This is a genomic window from Sphingomonas sp. (genome assembly GCF_039594485.1).
Lineage (GTDB): Bacteria > Pseudomonadota > Alphaproteobacteria > Sphingomonadales > Sphingomonadaceae > Sphingomonas.
Genome location: NZ_JBCNNI010000002.1, coordinates 24,241 through 39,645, shown reverse-complemented (window position 1 = coordinate 39,645; position 15,405 = coordinate 24,241). Strand labels below are relative to the sequence as shown.

Sequence of the window (15,405 nt, the reverse complement as noted above, 5' to 3'; positions counted from 1 at the left end):
TGCACGCTCTTGCTATTCTGCGGCCTCAGCCAACGGCTGGTCATTGTCGGCCGCGAGGTCGACGATGCGGATGTTACCCCGGTGCGTATCGATCAGACCGGCCTTGTTCATGTCCGCCAGTTCCTTGGCCAGCGTTCCGGGTGTTTTCCCACGCTTGCCTTCGATCTCGTCGGAGATTGCGGCGAGGACCGGGGACGATGCCTTCGCCGCGTTGAACGCGCCACGGATCGCGTCCCGTTCGATGACGGTGCCTGGCTTACCGCCGTCGAACGTCGCGAGCAGGGCTAGAACGGCGCGGCGGAGCTCGGGTGTATGCAGGGTCGCCTTGCCCCGCGACGGCGCAGGGGCCGCACTGAAGATGCCGGGGAAGTCCGACGTGATATCGTCATAGGCGCCGCGCTTGTCCCGGAGCAGCGCGCGAGGCCGCAGATCGGCGCCGAGCGAGTTTGCCTTGGCCACCTCGACGATGACGACGTCGCGGTCGGTCAGGCCGGGATGGGCGGCGCGAACGGATTCCAGGTCCTCGGACGGTCCGGCGAGCCGGACTTCGACGACGGTGCGGGGCGTGGTCGACCACATGGCCGAGCCACGCAGCCGCTCGATCGCGGCGTCGTCGGCCTTCTTTGCCGCGTCCTTCGGCGTGTGGCCGATCACCGCCCAGAACATCTTCTGCCGCCGTGACAGGCGATTCAGGTAGAAGAGGAAGTTCGTCGTCGCCTCGGAATTGGCGAGTTCGAATCCCGCCATCGATACGGCGGAGTCGAGAATGACCCCGACGATCCGGTCCTCGGGGCGACCATTGTCCTCGGCGCGGGCGTTCCAGTCGTCGAGGAAGGATTCGACGCCCTTGAGGACAGCGCTTGGCTGCCATCCGCCTGCTCCCCGTTTGAACAGGCAGGGATTAGGCTCCGTGAACTCCGTCGTGTCCATGCTCAGGAAGGCCATGACATGGATACGCCGGCAAAGCGCCGCGACGTCCTCGTCGGAGCCGCCAGACTGGTCGATCATGCGGCGGGCGATCATGCCGATGCGCTGGAGCACATGCTCGCGCAGATCCTCGGCGGTCAGGACCAGCACATGGCCGCGGACGTTGACATCCGCGCCTAGCCACTGACGCGGCGTCTTATCGCCGGCGGCGGCAATATGCGCCGCGAGCCAGAGAAGCAGCTGCGTCTTGCCGGTCGATCCTGCGCCGAACCAGATCGTTGCCCCGGTGGCAGGCATCAGGCCCTCGACGGCATAGTCCATCGTCTGTCGGTCCGATGCCGCATCGACAGCTTGATAGTGTCCTTGGCGGGCGCGGACAGTCCAACTTTCTCCGGTCATCTGGCGGTTCCCTCTATAGGCAGCTGGGATACGGCCGGGTCGTTAAAGTCAGGCTTACGCGCAGCCACCGGCGATCCCGATCGCTTTGTCGAGGACGTGCACCTGTTGACCCGATCGCAGGGATTGGTCAGTATAATAGTTATGGGGGTAAGGGGGTGGAGGCGATGAGCAGTGGGAACTGCACAGCGACTACACCCCCTTACCCCCACTTAACGCCAAGCGTTCGCGTTTCTGTCGTCGATCAGCGAACATCCTGCCATTCGGCCATCATGAATGTCTGAGCGGTATAGACGAAACAGTACCGACGCGGTCCCTGGTCCTTTCTGACGGGGATGTGGCCGGCATTGTCGTTTACCGCGATGGTTTCGATGGGCGGCTTGGCCAGTTCGAGGCACATTTCTAGCCAGAGGGCGTCTGCCTCTTCGTCCGTCATCGTCGGCGGTCTCATTTCATCCTCCTCCACACACTCGGTCCTCCCTCGTCTTCCTCCGTGCGAAAGTTCCAACTTTCGCGCCAAGGTCTCGACGGGCGTCAGCGCGGGCCCAGAAGATAGAAGAAAGGCAATTGAGCTAGGTTCGGAAGTGCTGGGGTAACTTTCACCCCAGGATGAAAAAGAATGAGTGAGATTGCCTATTACCGTGTGTCGACCAGCGGTCAGACGATCGAGGCGCAGCGTAGCGCGTTGCTCGGATCGACGAACCAGCCCTTCGACAAGGAATTCTTCGATGAGGGCGTCAGCGGCTCGGTGCTGGCCCGGGATCGATCCGGCTTCGCTGCAATGCTCGGATACCTCCGCGAGGGCGACAGGCTGCACGTCACCGCCATTGATCGGCTGGGCCGCAATGCCATCGACATCCACGCGACGGTGCGGGCGCTCAACGACAGGGGCGTCGAGATCGTCGTCCGTGGACTCGGCTCGATCAGCTCGAGCGCAGGTCGGCTGATCGTCGCGGTGCTGGCAGAGATCGCGGAGATGGAGCGTGAGGCCATCCGCGAGCGCACCCAGGCCGGGCGTGATCACGCTAGGAAGTCGCTCGCCGCCACCGGCCGGACGCACCGTGGCAAGGCGAGCCTCGGGCGACCGCGCAAGGCGGACCCCGTCGAGGTCATCGCCTGGCGCAGCACGAACGGGGCGAGCCTGTCCGTCACCGCCAGGCAGTTCGGCATCAGCGGGGCGACGGTGAAGCGCTACCTAGCGTCCACCGTCCTGCCCCCGACCCCGGTCCCCCCAGCCCATGGGGACGAAGGCGCGGTCGTCCTGCAGCCCATCACCACGATCCGTGCCGAGATCCGGGACGCGGCTGACGGTCGCGTCGCCGGTCCCGACGCTGGTCGATCCCTCGACGACGTATCGATCGACGCCGGTCCCCCGCCGCTGGTGATCGACGTCAGCCAGAAGGGCGTCGAGACGGTCGTACCCGCGCCAGCGGGTGACAAGGGCAGCGAGCCGTTTGTCGGGGAGGTCGATGTTCCACTGTTCCCCGATCTTCCGGAGGGGAGGCCGGGTGACACTCATCAGGGCGGCGCGGAGGTCGGCCAGCAGGCGGTTCCGTTCAGCGACGCTGTGGTCAAGCCACGGCGCCGCGTGACGTCGACGCATCGCGTCAAGGACCGCCGGCGCGTCGGCAAAGGCGTCGGCGGACATCCGCCATTCGGGAGCGTCGGCGGTATCGATGACGAGCCCATGCTCCCGTTCGACGACCCGCAGGGTGGGTTCAGCGAGGAGCGCGGCGGCTAGCGCAGCGATGGCCTCGTCGCGCGAGGATGGTGCCGGATCCCTGGCCGGTTCCGACGTGTGTGGCTGCGGTATTGGTTCAATGCGGGTGGTTGGTTGAATTGGCGTATTGCGTCCGAATAGCCCCCCCGACCAATCGGCGCCATGCGCTGCCGCTCTCGTCGACTCTGGTGGCGACCTGCGGTTCTGCCCTCTGCGCCGTTGCCACGGCATGCAGATAGACGGGATGGGTGCCATAGGCGCGGATGTGCTTCAGCGTCCGCGCCGCGCCCGGGTCGCCATCGGCGGTGGCACGCGTCAGGCCGTCCGTGCCGATTGATGCCACATGCTTTGCGGCAGCGGTCATCCGCTTGGCTTGAATGTCAGCCAGCGCGGCAAGGCGCTTCTGCGCCATCTCGGCCAGGGCGGGCGTGGTCAGAGCGGCGAATTCTACGCGCGTCACGCCGGGCACACGATATTCGGTCACCGTGCCGCCCGGCGGCAGGATCGGTATGTCGTCCGTCATGATCCGGTCGAACAGCGCCTCGAGCGTTGCCCGCAGGTCCGGACGGGCCGGCTCGAGGGTGCGAGCAGGTGCAGGGCGTTCGATCAGCGGCGTTGCCGCATCCGCGATCGCCTCGACCTCCGCCTGGGCCGTTGTGACCGCCGTCCGGTACTCGGCCAGCACCGGGGCATGATCGCGCTCGATGGCGGCGATGCCGGCGAGGAACGCCTCGGCTGCGTCAGCGCGGGCTGCGATCGCGGCGTTCGCCCGCTGCTCGGCCGAGTCCGCCTTGCCTTCGCCGATGGCCTTCAGGATGCGGCGGCAGACGGTGATCGTCTTGTCCGGGCGGGCGCGTGCCATGGCCAGCGTGACGTCGTACTCGGCGCATTCGGCATCATGCTGGCGCAGCACCGCGTCGGCCACATCGAGCCGGGCGGTCAGATCACGGATGGCGGCGACGTGGGCCTGATCGACAACCGCTCCCTCCGTGAACCGACGCTCCGCCTCGGCCAGCCGGCGGCGGAGGGCGGTGCGGGCCTTGGTGCGCTCCTCAGCCGCGGTCCACGCTTCGCGCAGCAGGGCCGACCAGAGGAGCTCGGCATTGTCGATGCCCTTCGCGGTCGGCACGCCGACGGCCTCCAGCGGCGCCGCACGGGTGCCGAGTGGCTTCTGCCCGTCGCGCTCGCACCCCAGCGAGCGCAGCGTGCCTGGATGGAACTTGCGGGTGGCGCCCAGCCGGTCGAGTTCCTCGTTGCACCGGTCGGCGAAGAATGCCCGCATCTCAGCCACCGAGGTGCTGCCATAGTAGCGATGGTTCCCGCCGCCCGGATCGCGAGACCATTCGGCCACCTTCTTCTGTGCGTACGGATAGCGGACCCGGCGATGCTGTCCCTCGACCTCCTCGGCGATCGTGAAGTCCCAACGGTCCCCGATCTTCCTGGCGGGTCGGTCATGACAGGCAAGATGCAGGTGGTGATTGCGGTGGTCATTGTGATGATCGGGCGCATGGATCGCGGCGACGTACATGATGCCGGCCGAATCCAGCCGGTCGCAGATGGCTTGGGTGATCGCTCGCCGACCCACGGCATCGAGCCCATCGGGAAACTCCGCCGTCAACCGGTATTGCGTCCGTCCGCCACGTCCCTTCGAGACCCTGACAGCCGACTTCTTCTTGCCGGTCCCCAGGATCGTGGCGAGCGTCTCCGCCAATTCGCGCGCGGCGGCACCGTCGATTGCCAGATCATCGAGCGGGATGGCGCGGGCTTTGCGCTTGCCCCTGGCGGTGGCGAAGACGGCGGCAATGTCGCGCACCGCCTCAGGGACATCGGGCGCGGCCGCCAGCGCCTGCCAGGCGCCGCGCGACGCATTCTCCGGCACCAGCGTCAGCCGGTCCACGCCGGGCGTGCGTTCGCACTCGTGCACGGCCTGCCAATAGGCTTGCCGTTCCAGTGGATCGGGCGAGATGTTGGAAAAGACGGCGCGCTCGCCATCGATTGCCTCCGTCGCGGACGGTCTCACCGCATAGCGGTCGAATCCGTCCGGTGAGATCGTGACCTCCACCGCCCCGGGACGGTCGATATAGGCATCGTGGTCCTTCGGTGCCCCGGCCTCCAATCGCCTGGTTCCCTCCGACGTCTTGATCTGGCAGCCGCCATCGCTGGTCTTGCTGACCGGCTCGAAGGTGAAGTTGAAGGTGACCTTTCCGTCTGCCGAGACGAACCGCTGGTGGAAGGCACCCGGTACCGCGAAATTGGGAGAGCGCGACCAGCGATTGCCGTGCGGCTTCCGGTCCCTGACCGCGTCACGGACATCCCGCCGGACCCGTACCGTGCGGCCGAGCGCCTCTTCCTCCTCGATCGCGAGCAGGCGTCGCAACCGTGCAGAACAATGACCGATGGGACCGAGGGGACGCTGGATCGACATAGCCGGACTCCTGTTGCCATCCATGGTACAGGACGCGAATCACGGTGAGAATCACCCGCCGGCGCTTTTTCCCGAGGGGGCCCAAGCCACCGACGGGCCGCGCCTCCGGCGCGCCCTTGGGGACGCCGACCCCGGCGTCCCGGCCTCGCCTCGCCGCATGGCGACGCACGCAAAGGTGAAGGATTCATCTTTGCGGAATTGCGCCTCCCTGAATCACGCTGTTCACCGCTCCGCTTCCACGGAGCGTTCGGACCGGTGCCAGTTACTGCTTGAAGCGGTGGTCGCGATGCCAGCGCACGAAGTCGGGATGCGGTCGGCTCGCCAGATGCGCGGGCAGGATCGCACAGCCAGACGGGTTCACGATCGAGCGGACGCTGTCCGGATCGTTGACCTGGCGTGACACCAGGATGCGCATGTCGTCGTCGAAGCCGATCAGGCCCCGGTCGAACATCCAGTGCGCCGTGCCCGACAGCGCCATGCCGTTGCTGATGATGTCGGGACCGTTTGCCTCGACGGGACGGATATGGGCGGCCTCCACCTCGGCACGACCGCCGCCGTTGATCAGCTTCAGCCCGGTGACGGCGCAGCGCTCGTCATAGGCGCGCAGCACAATACGACGGAACACCCGATCCCGGACCACGCGCGAGACCAGCGTCGTGACCCGCTCGCGGGCTTCGTCAAAGACGAAAGGCGTGCGATCCTCCCGGACGGCGGTTGGCGGATCAACGTCGTCGGTGCGGGGCAGCAGCGGGCTGGTGTCATCGAGCCCGGCTGAGACGATGCGGTTGAAGTCCGCCGGGGACAGCGACCGTACGGCAGCCTGAGCACGGCCGGAGATCCGGCCGGCATCGTTCAGGACGCCACGCTCGATGACCTGACCGTCCGCATCTGCGAAGGGGACAGGTGTTGCGAAATCGAGATAGCTGCCCGGCTCGATCAGCGCGAGGTACATGCCGGGCGCAGTTGGGTCCGGCGCGATCCGCTCGACCTTAGCAACGGCGAAATAGCCGCGGGTGTCTCGCACCTTGCGGGGCTCATAATAGATGATCCAGTCACCGAGACATGCTTGAGCGCGGCTCAGGTACTGGGATGGGAACTGATAGCGCTCCGCCGGTGTGTCATCGTAGATCGAGTCAAACCGGTGGATGAAAACGCCGAACGCCATAGGCATGGCTTAGCGGGATGTTGAGGTTCTGCAAATTAGCCGGAGCCTATCCCTTATGGCGCAAGCCCGGCAGATCGGCGCTACCATAATCCGTCACCCAAACCGTCATTCGCAGCCTCATGCCTGCTTTCCAGTTTCTATCGTTGGTCATGCCGATCCCGGCTGTTTCCGGCATATTGCGATGCGGCATGATGGTAGCCGCCGCCACGCACGGTGGCTATCAGGGCTGAAAGATATCGATCAGGATCGGCATGGCACGGGTAGCGAAGAAGATAGCGGGCGGAGTTTTGGGTTTTGAGGCGGAGCTCTTCCGCGCGGCCGACAAGCTACGCGGCAACATGGAGCCCTCCGACTACAAGCACGTCGTGCTCGGCCTGATTTTCCTGAAGCACATATCCGAGGGGTTCGAGGCGAAGCATGCCGAACTCCTCGCCGAGTATCCCGAAGGCGCCGAGGACGAGGACGAATATCGTGCCGACAACATCTTCTGGGTGCCGAAGGGGGCGCGCTGGTCCCACCTGCAGGCGAGCGCGAAGCAACCCGGCATCGGCAAGATCATCGACGACGCCATGCTGGAAATCGAGAAGGTCAATCCGGGGCTGAAGGGCGTTCTGCCCAAGGATTACGCCCGCCCCGGCCTGAACGCGGTGATGCTCGGCGAGCTGATCGACCTGATCTCCGGCATAGGCTTCAAAGACGCCAGCAACGCGTCCCGCGACCTGCTGGGCCGGGTCTACGAATATTTCCTCGGCCAGTTCGCGGGCAGCGAAGGCAAGCGTGGCGGTGAGTTCTACACCCCGCGCTCGGTTGTGCGGACGATGGTCGAGATGCTCGAACCGTATAAGGGCCGCGTGTATGATCCGTGCTGCGGCAGCGGCGGCATGTTCGTTCAGTCGGAGAAGTTCGTCGAAAGCCACGGCGGGCGGATCGGCGACATCGCCATCTATGGCCAGGAATCCAACCATACGACGTGGCGGCTGGCGATGATGAACCTGGCGGTGCGCGGCATCGACGCCGACATCCGCTGGAACAGCGAGGGCAGTTTCCACAAGGACGAGTTGCCTGACCTTCGCGCCGATTACGTGCTCGCAAATCCGCCGTTTAACATCTCCGACTGGGGCGGCGACCGGATCAAGCAGGATGCGCGGTGGCAGTTCGGTCCGCCGCCCGCCAGCAACGCCAACTTCGCCTGGCTCCAGCACATCCTGCACCATCTGGCGCCCACCGGCACCGCGGGCGTCATCCTGGCCAACGGGTCGATGTCCTCGACACAGAATGGCGAAGGTGACATCCGCCGGGCGATGGTGGATGGCGACGTGATCGACTGCATGATCGCGATGCCGGGTCAACTCTTCTATTCGACCCAGATTCCAGTGTGCATCTGGTTCCTGGCGAAGGATAAGTCGAACGGCATTGGCCGTAACAAGAAGCTGCGCGACCGGCGCGGTGAGATTCTGTTCATCGACGCGCGCAAGCTCGGCCACATGGTCGACCGCACACGGCGCGAGTTCAGCGATGCCGACATCGCGAAGATCTCCGACACCTATCATGCTTGGCGCGAGGGTGAAGGCTATGCGGATGTCCCGGGTTTCGCCTGCGCAGCGCGGCATGACGTCATTGCGAGCCATGGCTATGTCCTCACCCCCGGCCGCTATGTCGGCGCCGAAGACGTTGAAGCGGACACAATTTCCTTCGCCGAACGCTTCGCCACGCTGCAGGCGACGCTGGAAGAGCAGTTCGCCGAAAGCGCGCGGCTGACCGACGTCATCCGTCAGAGGCTGGCCAGCGTGATTGTGCCCGACGATGCAGCAACGGATTTGACACGTTCGGCGGACGTGTAAAGAAAATCGGGTTTCCTTTACACGTCACTAGCGACGTGCGAAAAAATCGCACATTTCTTTCACGAGGCTGTCCGATGCTCAAGGCGAGCTACATCATCCCGGACCTGCCCCCTCCGGGGGTGCAGGAAACGGCGGCAGTGCTGCGCGCGCTGACGCAGGCGCATCGGCATCTGGCGGAGTTGAAGGGCCGCGCCGCCGCGATCCCCAACCAGGGCATCCTGATTGACACGCTGGCGTTGCAGGAAGCCAAAGCCAGCTCGGAAATCGAGAACATCGTCACCACGCAGGACGAGCTGTTCCGCGCCAGCGTCTTTCCGGAAAACCCCTCGTCCGCTGATGCGAAGGAAGTCGCGCGCTATGCCGAAGCCCTGCGCGAGGGCTTCGTACAGCAGCGGCGACTGGGCGGCCTGCTGACGAACAACATGATCGTCGCCATGTTCCAGATGCTGAAGCGCACCGACGAGACGTTCCGCAACACCCCCGGCACTGCGCTGAAGAACGACCAGACCGGCGAGATGGTGTACGTCCCCCCGCAGGAGGGCGATGCGGTGCGCGGACACATGGCCGCGCTGGAGCGGTTCATCAACGAGGATGACGCCAGCGATCTCGACCCGCTGGTGAAGATGGCGATCATCCATCACCAGTTCGAAAGCATCCACCCGTTCAGCGACGGCAACGGCCGCGTCGGACGGATCATCAACATGCTGTACCTGACGCGCACCGGGCTGCTCGACGTGCCGGTGCTGTATCTCAGCCGTTGGATCACCGGCCGGAAGGGCGATTATTACCGGCTGTTGCAGGCCGTGCGTGACACGCGCGGGTCCGCCGAAGCCTGGGAGGCATGGCTGCTCTACATGATCCAAGGCGTCGCGCAGACGGCGAAGGACACGCTCGCGCTGATCGAGGGGATGCGGATGCTGATGGCCGAGTACAAGCAGCGTATCCGGACTGACCATCCCAAGGTCTATTCGCAGGACTTGCTCAACAATCTGTTCCGCCACCCCTACACGCGGATCGAATATGTCGAGCAGGAACTGGGGATTTCCCGGCCGACCGCGACGAAATATCTCGACACCCTGGCGGCGGCGGGGTTTCTGGACAAACAGCGGATTGGGCGGAATAACTATTATATGAACCAGCGATTGGTGGCTTTGTTTGTGGATGGGGCGGCGTGATGATGTTGCAATCTTTCGCCGACGCGGTCGGTGGAAAGCATCGCGTCATCGGCGGGCCATTTGGTTCGAAGCTAACCCAAGCGCATTATGTAGCAGACGGTGTGCCGGTTATTCGCGGCAGGAACATGGATCTTGGTCGTGAGATCGCGGGTGATTTCGTCTTTGTCTCGCACGAGAAATTTGCGCAGGATTTAACTACCAATACAGCTAGGCCCGGCGATATCATCGTGACGCAGCGTGGAACACTTGGCCAGGTCGCCATCGTTCCCGATAGCAGCTACAAGCAGTATGTAGTTTCGCAGAGTCAGATGGCCGTGTCTGTCGATCAGAAAGTCGCAGATCGCGACTTTGTATACCACTATCTCACTTCATCATTTTTCCTCGAATATATTAAGACATCGACTATTCAGACCGGCGTTCCGCATATTAATCTCGGAATTCTTCGTGATGCCCCGGTGTTATGGCCGGACCGCCATCAACAGCGCGCGATCGCAACCGTCCTTTCGGCCCTCGACGAAAAGATCGAGCTCAACCGGCGGATGAACGAGACGCTGGAGGCGAGCGCGCGGGCGTTGTTTCGGGACTGGTTCGTCGATTTCGGCCCCACCCGCGCCAAGGCAGAAGGCCGCCCCGCCTATCTCGCCCCTGATCTCTGGTCACTCTTCCCCGACCGCCTCGGTGAAAATGGCGTGCCGGAGGGGTGGGAATGGGGGACGCTCAACGAGGTGCTGGTTTTGCAGAGGGGATTCGATCTTCCCAAAGGCGATAGAACCGATGGAGCTTTCCCCGTTATCGCTGCCAGTGGCCCCAGCGGCACCCACAATGAGAAGCGGGTTGATGGCCCTGGTGTGTGTACCGGGCGATCCGGCGTGCTGGGGGGTGTCTATTACGTCGCCGAAGATTTCTGGCCCTTGAACACGTCCTTGTGGATCAAGGAGTATCCAAATTCTACGCCGCTCCATGCATTTCATGTCCTCCTCGAAATAGACATTGGCTCGTTCAATGCCGGTTCTGCGGTTCCGACGTTAAATCGAAATCACATCCACAACCTGCCCGTTGTTAAGCCACCGATGGTAGCCATCCTCGCCTTCGATAAGATCGCTGGAGAATTGTATGCGAAACGCGAAGCAAATATTGCACAAGCGGCTACCCTCGCCGCCACCCGCGACGCGTTGCTCCCTAAACTGATGTCCGGCGAACTCCGCGTCCGCGACGCCAAGGCGCTGGCGGCATGATCAACACCACCGGCACGCCCGCCTGATGGCGAAGCTGACCGAATCCATCGTCGAGGACGCCGCGCTCGCGTGGTTGGCCGAACAGGGCTGGCAGGTCGCCTATGGCATCGATGCCTCGCCCGACGGCAAGGCACCCGAGCGCACGGCGAACAGCGACGTGATCCTGACCGCGCGCCTGACCGCGGCGGTCGATCGGCTCAACCCGCACATCCCCGCCGATGCCCGGGCCGACGCGATTCGCCGGGTGCTGGCGGTCGAGATGCCGGGGCAGGTCGAGGAAAATCGGCGGCTCCACCGGCTGATCGTGGAGGGGGTGCCGGTCGAATATCATGCGCCGGACGGGACGATCCGTGGCGACCGGGTGCGGTTGGTCGATTTCACCACTCCCGCCGGTGGCCTCGACATGAACGATTGGGTGGCGATCAACCAGTTCACCGTCATCGAGCGCGGCCACACCCGCCGTCCCGACATCGTGCTGTTCCTCAACGGCCTGCCAATCGCGGTCATAGAGCTGAAGAATCCGGGCGACGAGAACGCCACCGTCGCCGGCGCCTACAATCAGCTCCAGACCTACAAGAGCGAGATCGGGTCGCTGTTCCGCACCAACGCGCTGCTGATTGCTTCGGACGGCATGACCGCGCGGATCGGATCGCTGACCGCCGACCAGGAACGCTTCATGCCCTGGCGCACCGTCGATGGCGAGGACATCGCCGCCAAGGGCGTGCCCGAACTGGAGGTGATGATCGCGGGCGTGCTCGACCGCCAGCGCCTGCTGATGCTGATCCGCGACTTCACCGTGTTCGGCGACACCGGGCGCGGCATCGTCAAGATCGTCGCTGGCTATCACCAGTTCCACGCCGCCCAGCGCGCCGTCGCCGCGACGTTGCGCGCGGTGCCGGGTGTGTCGGCGGTGGGGGCGATGCGGGAAAGCCCATTGCGCTACGGCTTGCCTGACGCCGCCGCGCATCCGGCCGGCGACCGCCGGATCGGGGTGATCTGGCACACGCAAGGGTCGGGCAAGAGCTTCCTGATGGCCTTCTACGCCGGGCTACTGGTGCGCGAACCGGCGCTGGAGAACCCGACGATCGTCGTCATCACCGACCGCAACGACCTGGACGATCAACTGTTCGCGACCTTCTCGATGTGTTCGGACCTCATCCGCCAGACGCCGATCCAGATCGACAGCCGCGAGGACCTGATCGAACGGCTCGACCGCGCGTCCGGCGGGGTGATCTTCACCACGATGCAGAAATTCGCGCCGCCGCCGGGGACCAGTGGCTATCCCGCGATCAGCGACCGCCGCAACGTCATCGTGATCGCGGACGAAGCGCACCGTTCGCAATATGGCTTTCGCGCGCGGATCGACCGCAAGACCGGTGAACTGGCCTATGGCTTCGCAAAATATCTGCGTGATGCACTGCCCAATGCCTCGTTCATCGGCTTTACCGGTACGCCGATCGAGAAGGATGACGTCAATACGCCCGCGGTGTTCGGCGACTATGTCGACGTGTACGATATTGCCCGCGCGGTCGAGGACGGCGCAACGGTGCCGATCTATTACGAAAGCCGACTGGCCCGGATCGAGCTGCCGCCCGAGGAACTGCCGGTCATCGACGCCGAGATCGACGGCCTGACCGAAGACGAGGCGCTGAGCGAGCAGGAACGGCTGAAGCAGCGCTGGTCCGCCGTGGAGAAGCTGGTCGGATCAAGCGCGCGGCTGGAAATGATCGCCGCCGATCTGGTCGCGCATCTCGAGGATCGGCTGGCGGCGATGGACGGCAAGGCGATGGTCGTCTGTATGAGCCGCCGGATCTGCGTCGCGCTCTACGACGTGATCGTCGCACTGCGGCCCGACTGGCATAGCGACGATGACAAGACGGGCGCGGTAAAGGTCGTGATGACCGGCTCCGCCGCCGACATTCCCGCTTGGCAGCCGCACATTGGCAACAAGGCGCGCCGCGACCTGCTGGCCAAGCGGGCGAAAGACCCGGCCGATCCGCTGCGGCTGGTCATCGTGCGGGACATGTGGCTGACCGGCTTCGACGCGCCATCGATGCATACCATGTACATCGACAAGCCGATGCGCGGTCACGGCCTAATGCAGGCGATCGCGCGCGTGAACCGCGTGTTCCGCGACAAGCCGGCCGGTCTGGTGGTCGATTACATCGGCATCGCCCAGAATCTAAAGAAGGCGCTCGGCCAATACTCCGCCTCCGACGCCGCCGAGACAGGTATCGACGAGGCGGAGGCCGTCGCGGTGCTGCTCGAGAAGTTCGACGTGGTGCGGGCGATGTTCCACGGCTTTGACTGCACGCCTGGCATTTCCGGCACACCGGTCGCACGTCTGAAATGCTTGGCGGAAGCGATCGAATTCATTCTTGCTCGACAGCACGAGGCGGCGGCGAAGGAGACGAGCGACGAGGCCCGCAAGGCGGCGCATCGCCGTTTCCAGGACGCGGTGCTTGCGCTGACCAAGGCTTTTGCCCTGGCGGCCGCCAGTGACGAGGCGCGTGCGATCCGCGACGACATCGCCTTCTACCAGACGATCCGTGCCGCGCTTGCCAAGACCGGCGGCGGTGGCACGGTGAAAGATCGCGACTTCGCCGTCCAGCAGCTTATCGACAGGTCGGTCGTATCGACCGAGATCGTCGACATATTGCGTGCCGCGGGCCTCACGACGCCGGACATTTCGATCCTGTCCGACGACTTTCTGGCCGAGGTGAAGGCGATGGAGCTGCCGAACCTGGCGCTGGAGGCGTTGAAGAAGCTGCTCGGCGACCAGATCCGCTCTCGCAGCCGCACCAACGCGGTAGAAAGCCGCCGCTATTCCGAACGCCTGACCGACGCCATCGCCCGCTATCACACCAACGCGGTTAGCACGGTCGAGGTGTTGCAGACGCTGATCGAATTGGCCAAGCAGATCCGCGCCGAGCAGGCCCGTGGCGAAGCCGAAGGCCTGACCCCCGACGAGATCGCCTTTTACGACGCGCTTGCGGACAACGAAAGTGCGGTGGACATCATGGGGAATGACAGCCTGAAGGTGATCGCCGCCGAGTTGGTGAACACCCTGAGGGCGAGCGCGACGGTCGACTGGTCGCATCGCGAAAGTGCCCGCGCTCGCATGCGGGTGCTCGTAAAGCGAATCTTGCGTAAATACGGGTTTCCACCAGACCTTCAGGATGTGGCTGTGCAGACGGTAATACAGCAGGCGGAGTTGCTCGCCGAACGGTGGTGAACGCTGCTCTGGTCCGAACCGCCGAGAAGAGCATCTCGATATTTTGCCGGCCTGCGCCAGTAGATCGATGATCAACGGAATGTCATTTTGATTAATTTTTCGACGTTGGCGGGAAATCTGCAAGCTACCCGATGACAGTCACCTGTTCATCAACAACTGGATTAGCTTTCGTCAGCCTGAAATTGCGGCACCTTCCTCGTCGGTTGCTTACGTCGCCACTGTACCTCGTTACGATTTGATCTCCTATATGCGATCGGCATTTTTGGTGATTTCCTCAGGAAAAGCCGAGGCTCAGGGCAGTGGCAAATGCTCGTGAATCATGCCGATTACAACCTTACCTCCGCTTTCAGCTACCGGCGGATGTAGATGAATACGGTTGCGATGCCCCTCAAGCCTAACATGCCACTCGCAGTATAGCGTGCGTGTTCCTAACTTTGTTTGCCGTGCTTTGCGGCTTTCTGCATCGGCATAAACGTTAGGCTTTTCTGGTACGACGTCAAGGTTAAAGCCTTTAAATCTATGTTCGATGATCTGGTTGGACGGCAAGCCATCAGTATTATCAGGCATGGCTTCCTGCGGCGTCAGGACTGGCGGCGGACAGGTGAATACCCACTTGCCCCAGTCATCCAGCGTTGCAAGGGACGTCTGCACGCGATCACGAGATGCGAGATATCCACCTCCAAGCTTACCAGCGTCATTGACTACACCTTCGACGAAATGGAGATTCGGGTAAGCTTTGGTCAAATAGGTCGCCAGGCTCGTTAATGTATCACCAGAAACGATGATAGCGCTCCTCCAAAATGCTTTTCGATCGACCTCGTTGATAACGAAGTGAATTTGTACTTTCCCTACTGCCGTCTCGGTCTGTACGAGGCGCCCAATGCCGAGCGTGATACATGCCATTGGGGTGCCATCACATGTCGCGCAATGCACCCATTCAACATCTGGATTTAAAGTTTGAGGCGCGCCATCAATAGAAACGCCTTCGTTAGCAAAGCCCAACGGCCAGGGCTCGCTCGAATATCCCGGTGCACGCATCAGCCATGCTTCGAGTTCGCGCGAAAGTTCTGGTGGCAAGGCAAGTGCAGAATCCTTGTGAAATAGGTCCCAGAGAGTCTCGGTTCCATGCATGGGCCGTGTCTGAAAATCATCGCCGACTGCCACCACCTCGCCGCGCTCGATTGACGTCTCGATGAATTCCAGCGCTCGCTCGATTCGCTCCTGTACATTTGCCGAAGTCAGGCCGTTGAAGTCCCACTCTGCGCTGTTGACGATGAACGCCACTA

At 63.4% G+C, this 15,405-nt stretch carries 10 protein-coding genes; 5 read left to right on the top strand and 5 right to left on the bottom strand.

Features of this window, described 5'->3' with window-relative positions; all coding sequences use genetic code 11:
* Window positions 1-12: 12 nt before the first annotated feature.
* Window positions 13-1,326, bottom strand: coding sequence for an AAA family ATPase (locus ABDV78_RS01260; RefSeq protein ID WP_343525353.1), 1,314 nt, complete (start codon window positions 1,324-1,326; stop codon window positions 13-15).
* Between the two features lie 241 nt (window positions 1,327-1,567).
* Complete coding sequence (locus ABDV78_RS01255) at window positions 1,568-1,759, bottom strand: hypothetical protein (protein ID WP_343525352.1); 192 nt, start codon at window positions 1,757-1,759, stop codon at window positions 1,568-1,570.
* A 183-nt stretch (window positions 1,760-1,942) separates the two neighbouring features.
* On the opposite strand from ABDV78_RS01255, the gene ABDV78_RS01250 reads away from it, so the two are divergent.
* The gene (locus ABDV78_RS01250) at window positions 1,943-3,064 is read left to right on the top strand and encodes a recombinase family protein (RefSeq protein ID WP_343525351.1); all 1,122 of its coding nucleotides are present in this window, start codon (window positions 1,943-1,945) and stop codon (window positions 3,062-3,064) included.
* A gap of 76 nt (window positions 3,065-3,140) precedes the next feature.
* Here the strand turns inward: ABDV78_RS01250 and ABDV78_RS01245 are convergent, their stop codons facing one another.
* Both ABDV78_RS01245 and ABDV78_RS01240 read right to left on the bottom strand, forming a co-directional pair.
* Window positions 3,141-5,420, bottom strand: a complete 2,280-nt coding sequence (locus tag ABDV78_RS01245) for a MobA/MobL family protein (protein ID WP_343525350.1) — start codon at window positions 5,418-5,420, stop codon at window positions 3,141-3,143.
* Window positions 5,421-5,730: 310 nt separating this feature from the next.
* Window positions 5,731-6,633 (bottom strand): HNH endonuclease, encoded by a 903-nt coding sequence (locus ABDV78_RS01240; protein ID WP_343525349.1) that lies wholly within the window; start codon window positions 6,631-6,633, stop codon window positions 5,731-5,733.
* 251 nt (window positions 6,634-6,884) lie between these two features.
* Between ABDV78_RS01240 and ABDV78_RS01235 the strand changes: the two genes are divergently transcribed.
* The 4 genes from ABDV78_RS01235 to ABDV78_RS01220 all read left to right on the top strand — a co-directional run bounded on the left by ABDV78_RS01235 (window position 6,885) and on the right by ABDV78_RS01220 (window position 14,119).
* Window positions 6,885-8,474, top strand: a complete 1,590-nt coding sequence (locus ABDV78_RS01235) for a class I SAM-dependent DNA methyltransferase (protein WP_343525348.1) — start codon at window positions 6,885-6,887, stop codon at window positions 8,472-8,474.
* A 74-nt stretch (window positions 8,475-8,548) separates the two neighbouring features.
* A complete protein-coding gene (locus tag ABDV78_RS01230) occupies window positions 8,549-9,649 on the top strand; it encodes a Fic family protein (protein ID WP_343525347.1) in 1,101 nt (366 codons plus the stop codon).
* Window positions 9,649-10,884, top strand: a complete 1,236-nt coding sequence (locus tag ABDV78_RS01225; RefSeq protein ID WP_343525467.1) for a restriction endonuclease subunit S — start codon at window positions 9,649-9,651, stop codon at window positions 10,882-10,884. Before ABDV78_RS01230 ends, ABDV78_RS01225 begins: the two co-directional genes overlap by 1 nt.
* Before the next feature lie 25 nt (window positions 10,885-10,909).
* Entirely contained in the window at window positions 10,910-14,119 is a 3,210-nt protein-coding gene (locus ABDV78_RS01220; protein WP_343525346.1) for a type I restriction endonuclease subunit R, read from the top strand.
* A gap of 291 nt (window positions 14,120-14,410) precedes the next feature.
* Here ABDV78_RS01220 and ABDV78_RS01215 read toward each other — a convergent pair whose 3' ends face one another.
* Complete coding sequence (locus tag ABDV78_RS01215; protein WP_343525345.1) at window positions 14,411-15,403, bottom strand: hypothetical protein; 993 nt, start codon at window positions 15,401-15,403, stop codon at window positions 14,411-14,413.
* Window positions 15,404-15,405: the final 2 nt, after the last annotated feature.

Coding starts and splice junctions, on each gene's coding strand:
- ABDV78_RS01260 (WP_343525353.1), bottom strand. CDS start 1,326: ATGACCGGAGAAAGTTGGACTGTCCGCGCCCGCCAAGGACACTATCAA.
- ABDV78_RS01240 (WP_343525349.1), bottom strand. CDS start 6,633: ATGGCGTTCGGCGTTTTCATCCACCGGTTTGACTCGATCTACGATGAC.
- ABDV78_RS01220 (WP_343525346.1), top strand. CDS start 10,910: ATGGCGAAGCTGACCGAATCCATCGTCGAGGACGCCGCGCTCGCGTGG.
- ABDV78_RS01235 (WP_343525348.1), top strand. CDS start 6,885: ATGGCACGGGTAGCGAAGAAGATAGCGGGCGGAGTTTTGGGTTTTGAG.
- ABDV78_RS01230 (WP_343525347.1), top strand. CDS start 8,549: ATGCTCAAGGCGAGCTACATCATCCCGGACCTGCCCCCTCCGGGGGTG.
- ABDV78_RS01255 (WP_343525352.1), bottom strand. CDS start 1,759: ATGACGGACGAAGAGGCAGACGCCCTCTGGCTAGAAATGTGCCTCGAA.
- ABDV78_RS01225 (WP_343525467.1), top strand. CDS start 9,649: ATGATGTTGCAATCTTTCGCCGACGCGGTCGGTGGAAAGCATCGCGTC.
- ABDV78_RS01250 (WP_343525351.1), top strand. CDS start 1,943: ATGAGTGAGATTGCCTATTACCGTGTGTCGACCAGCGGTCAGACGATC.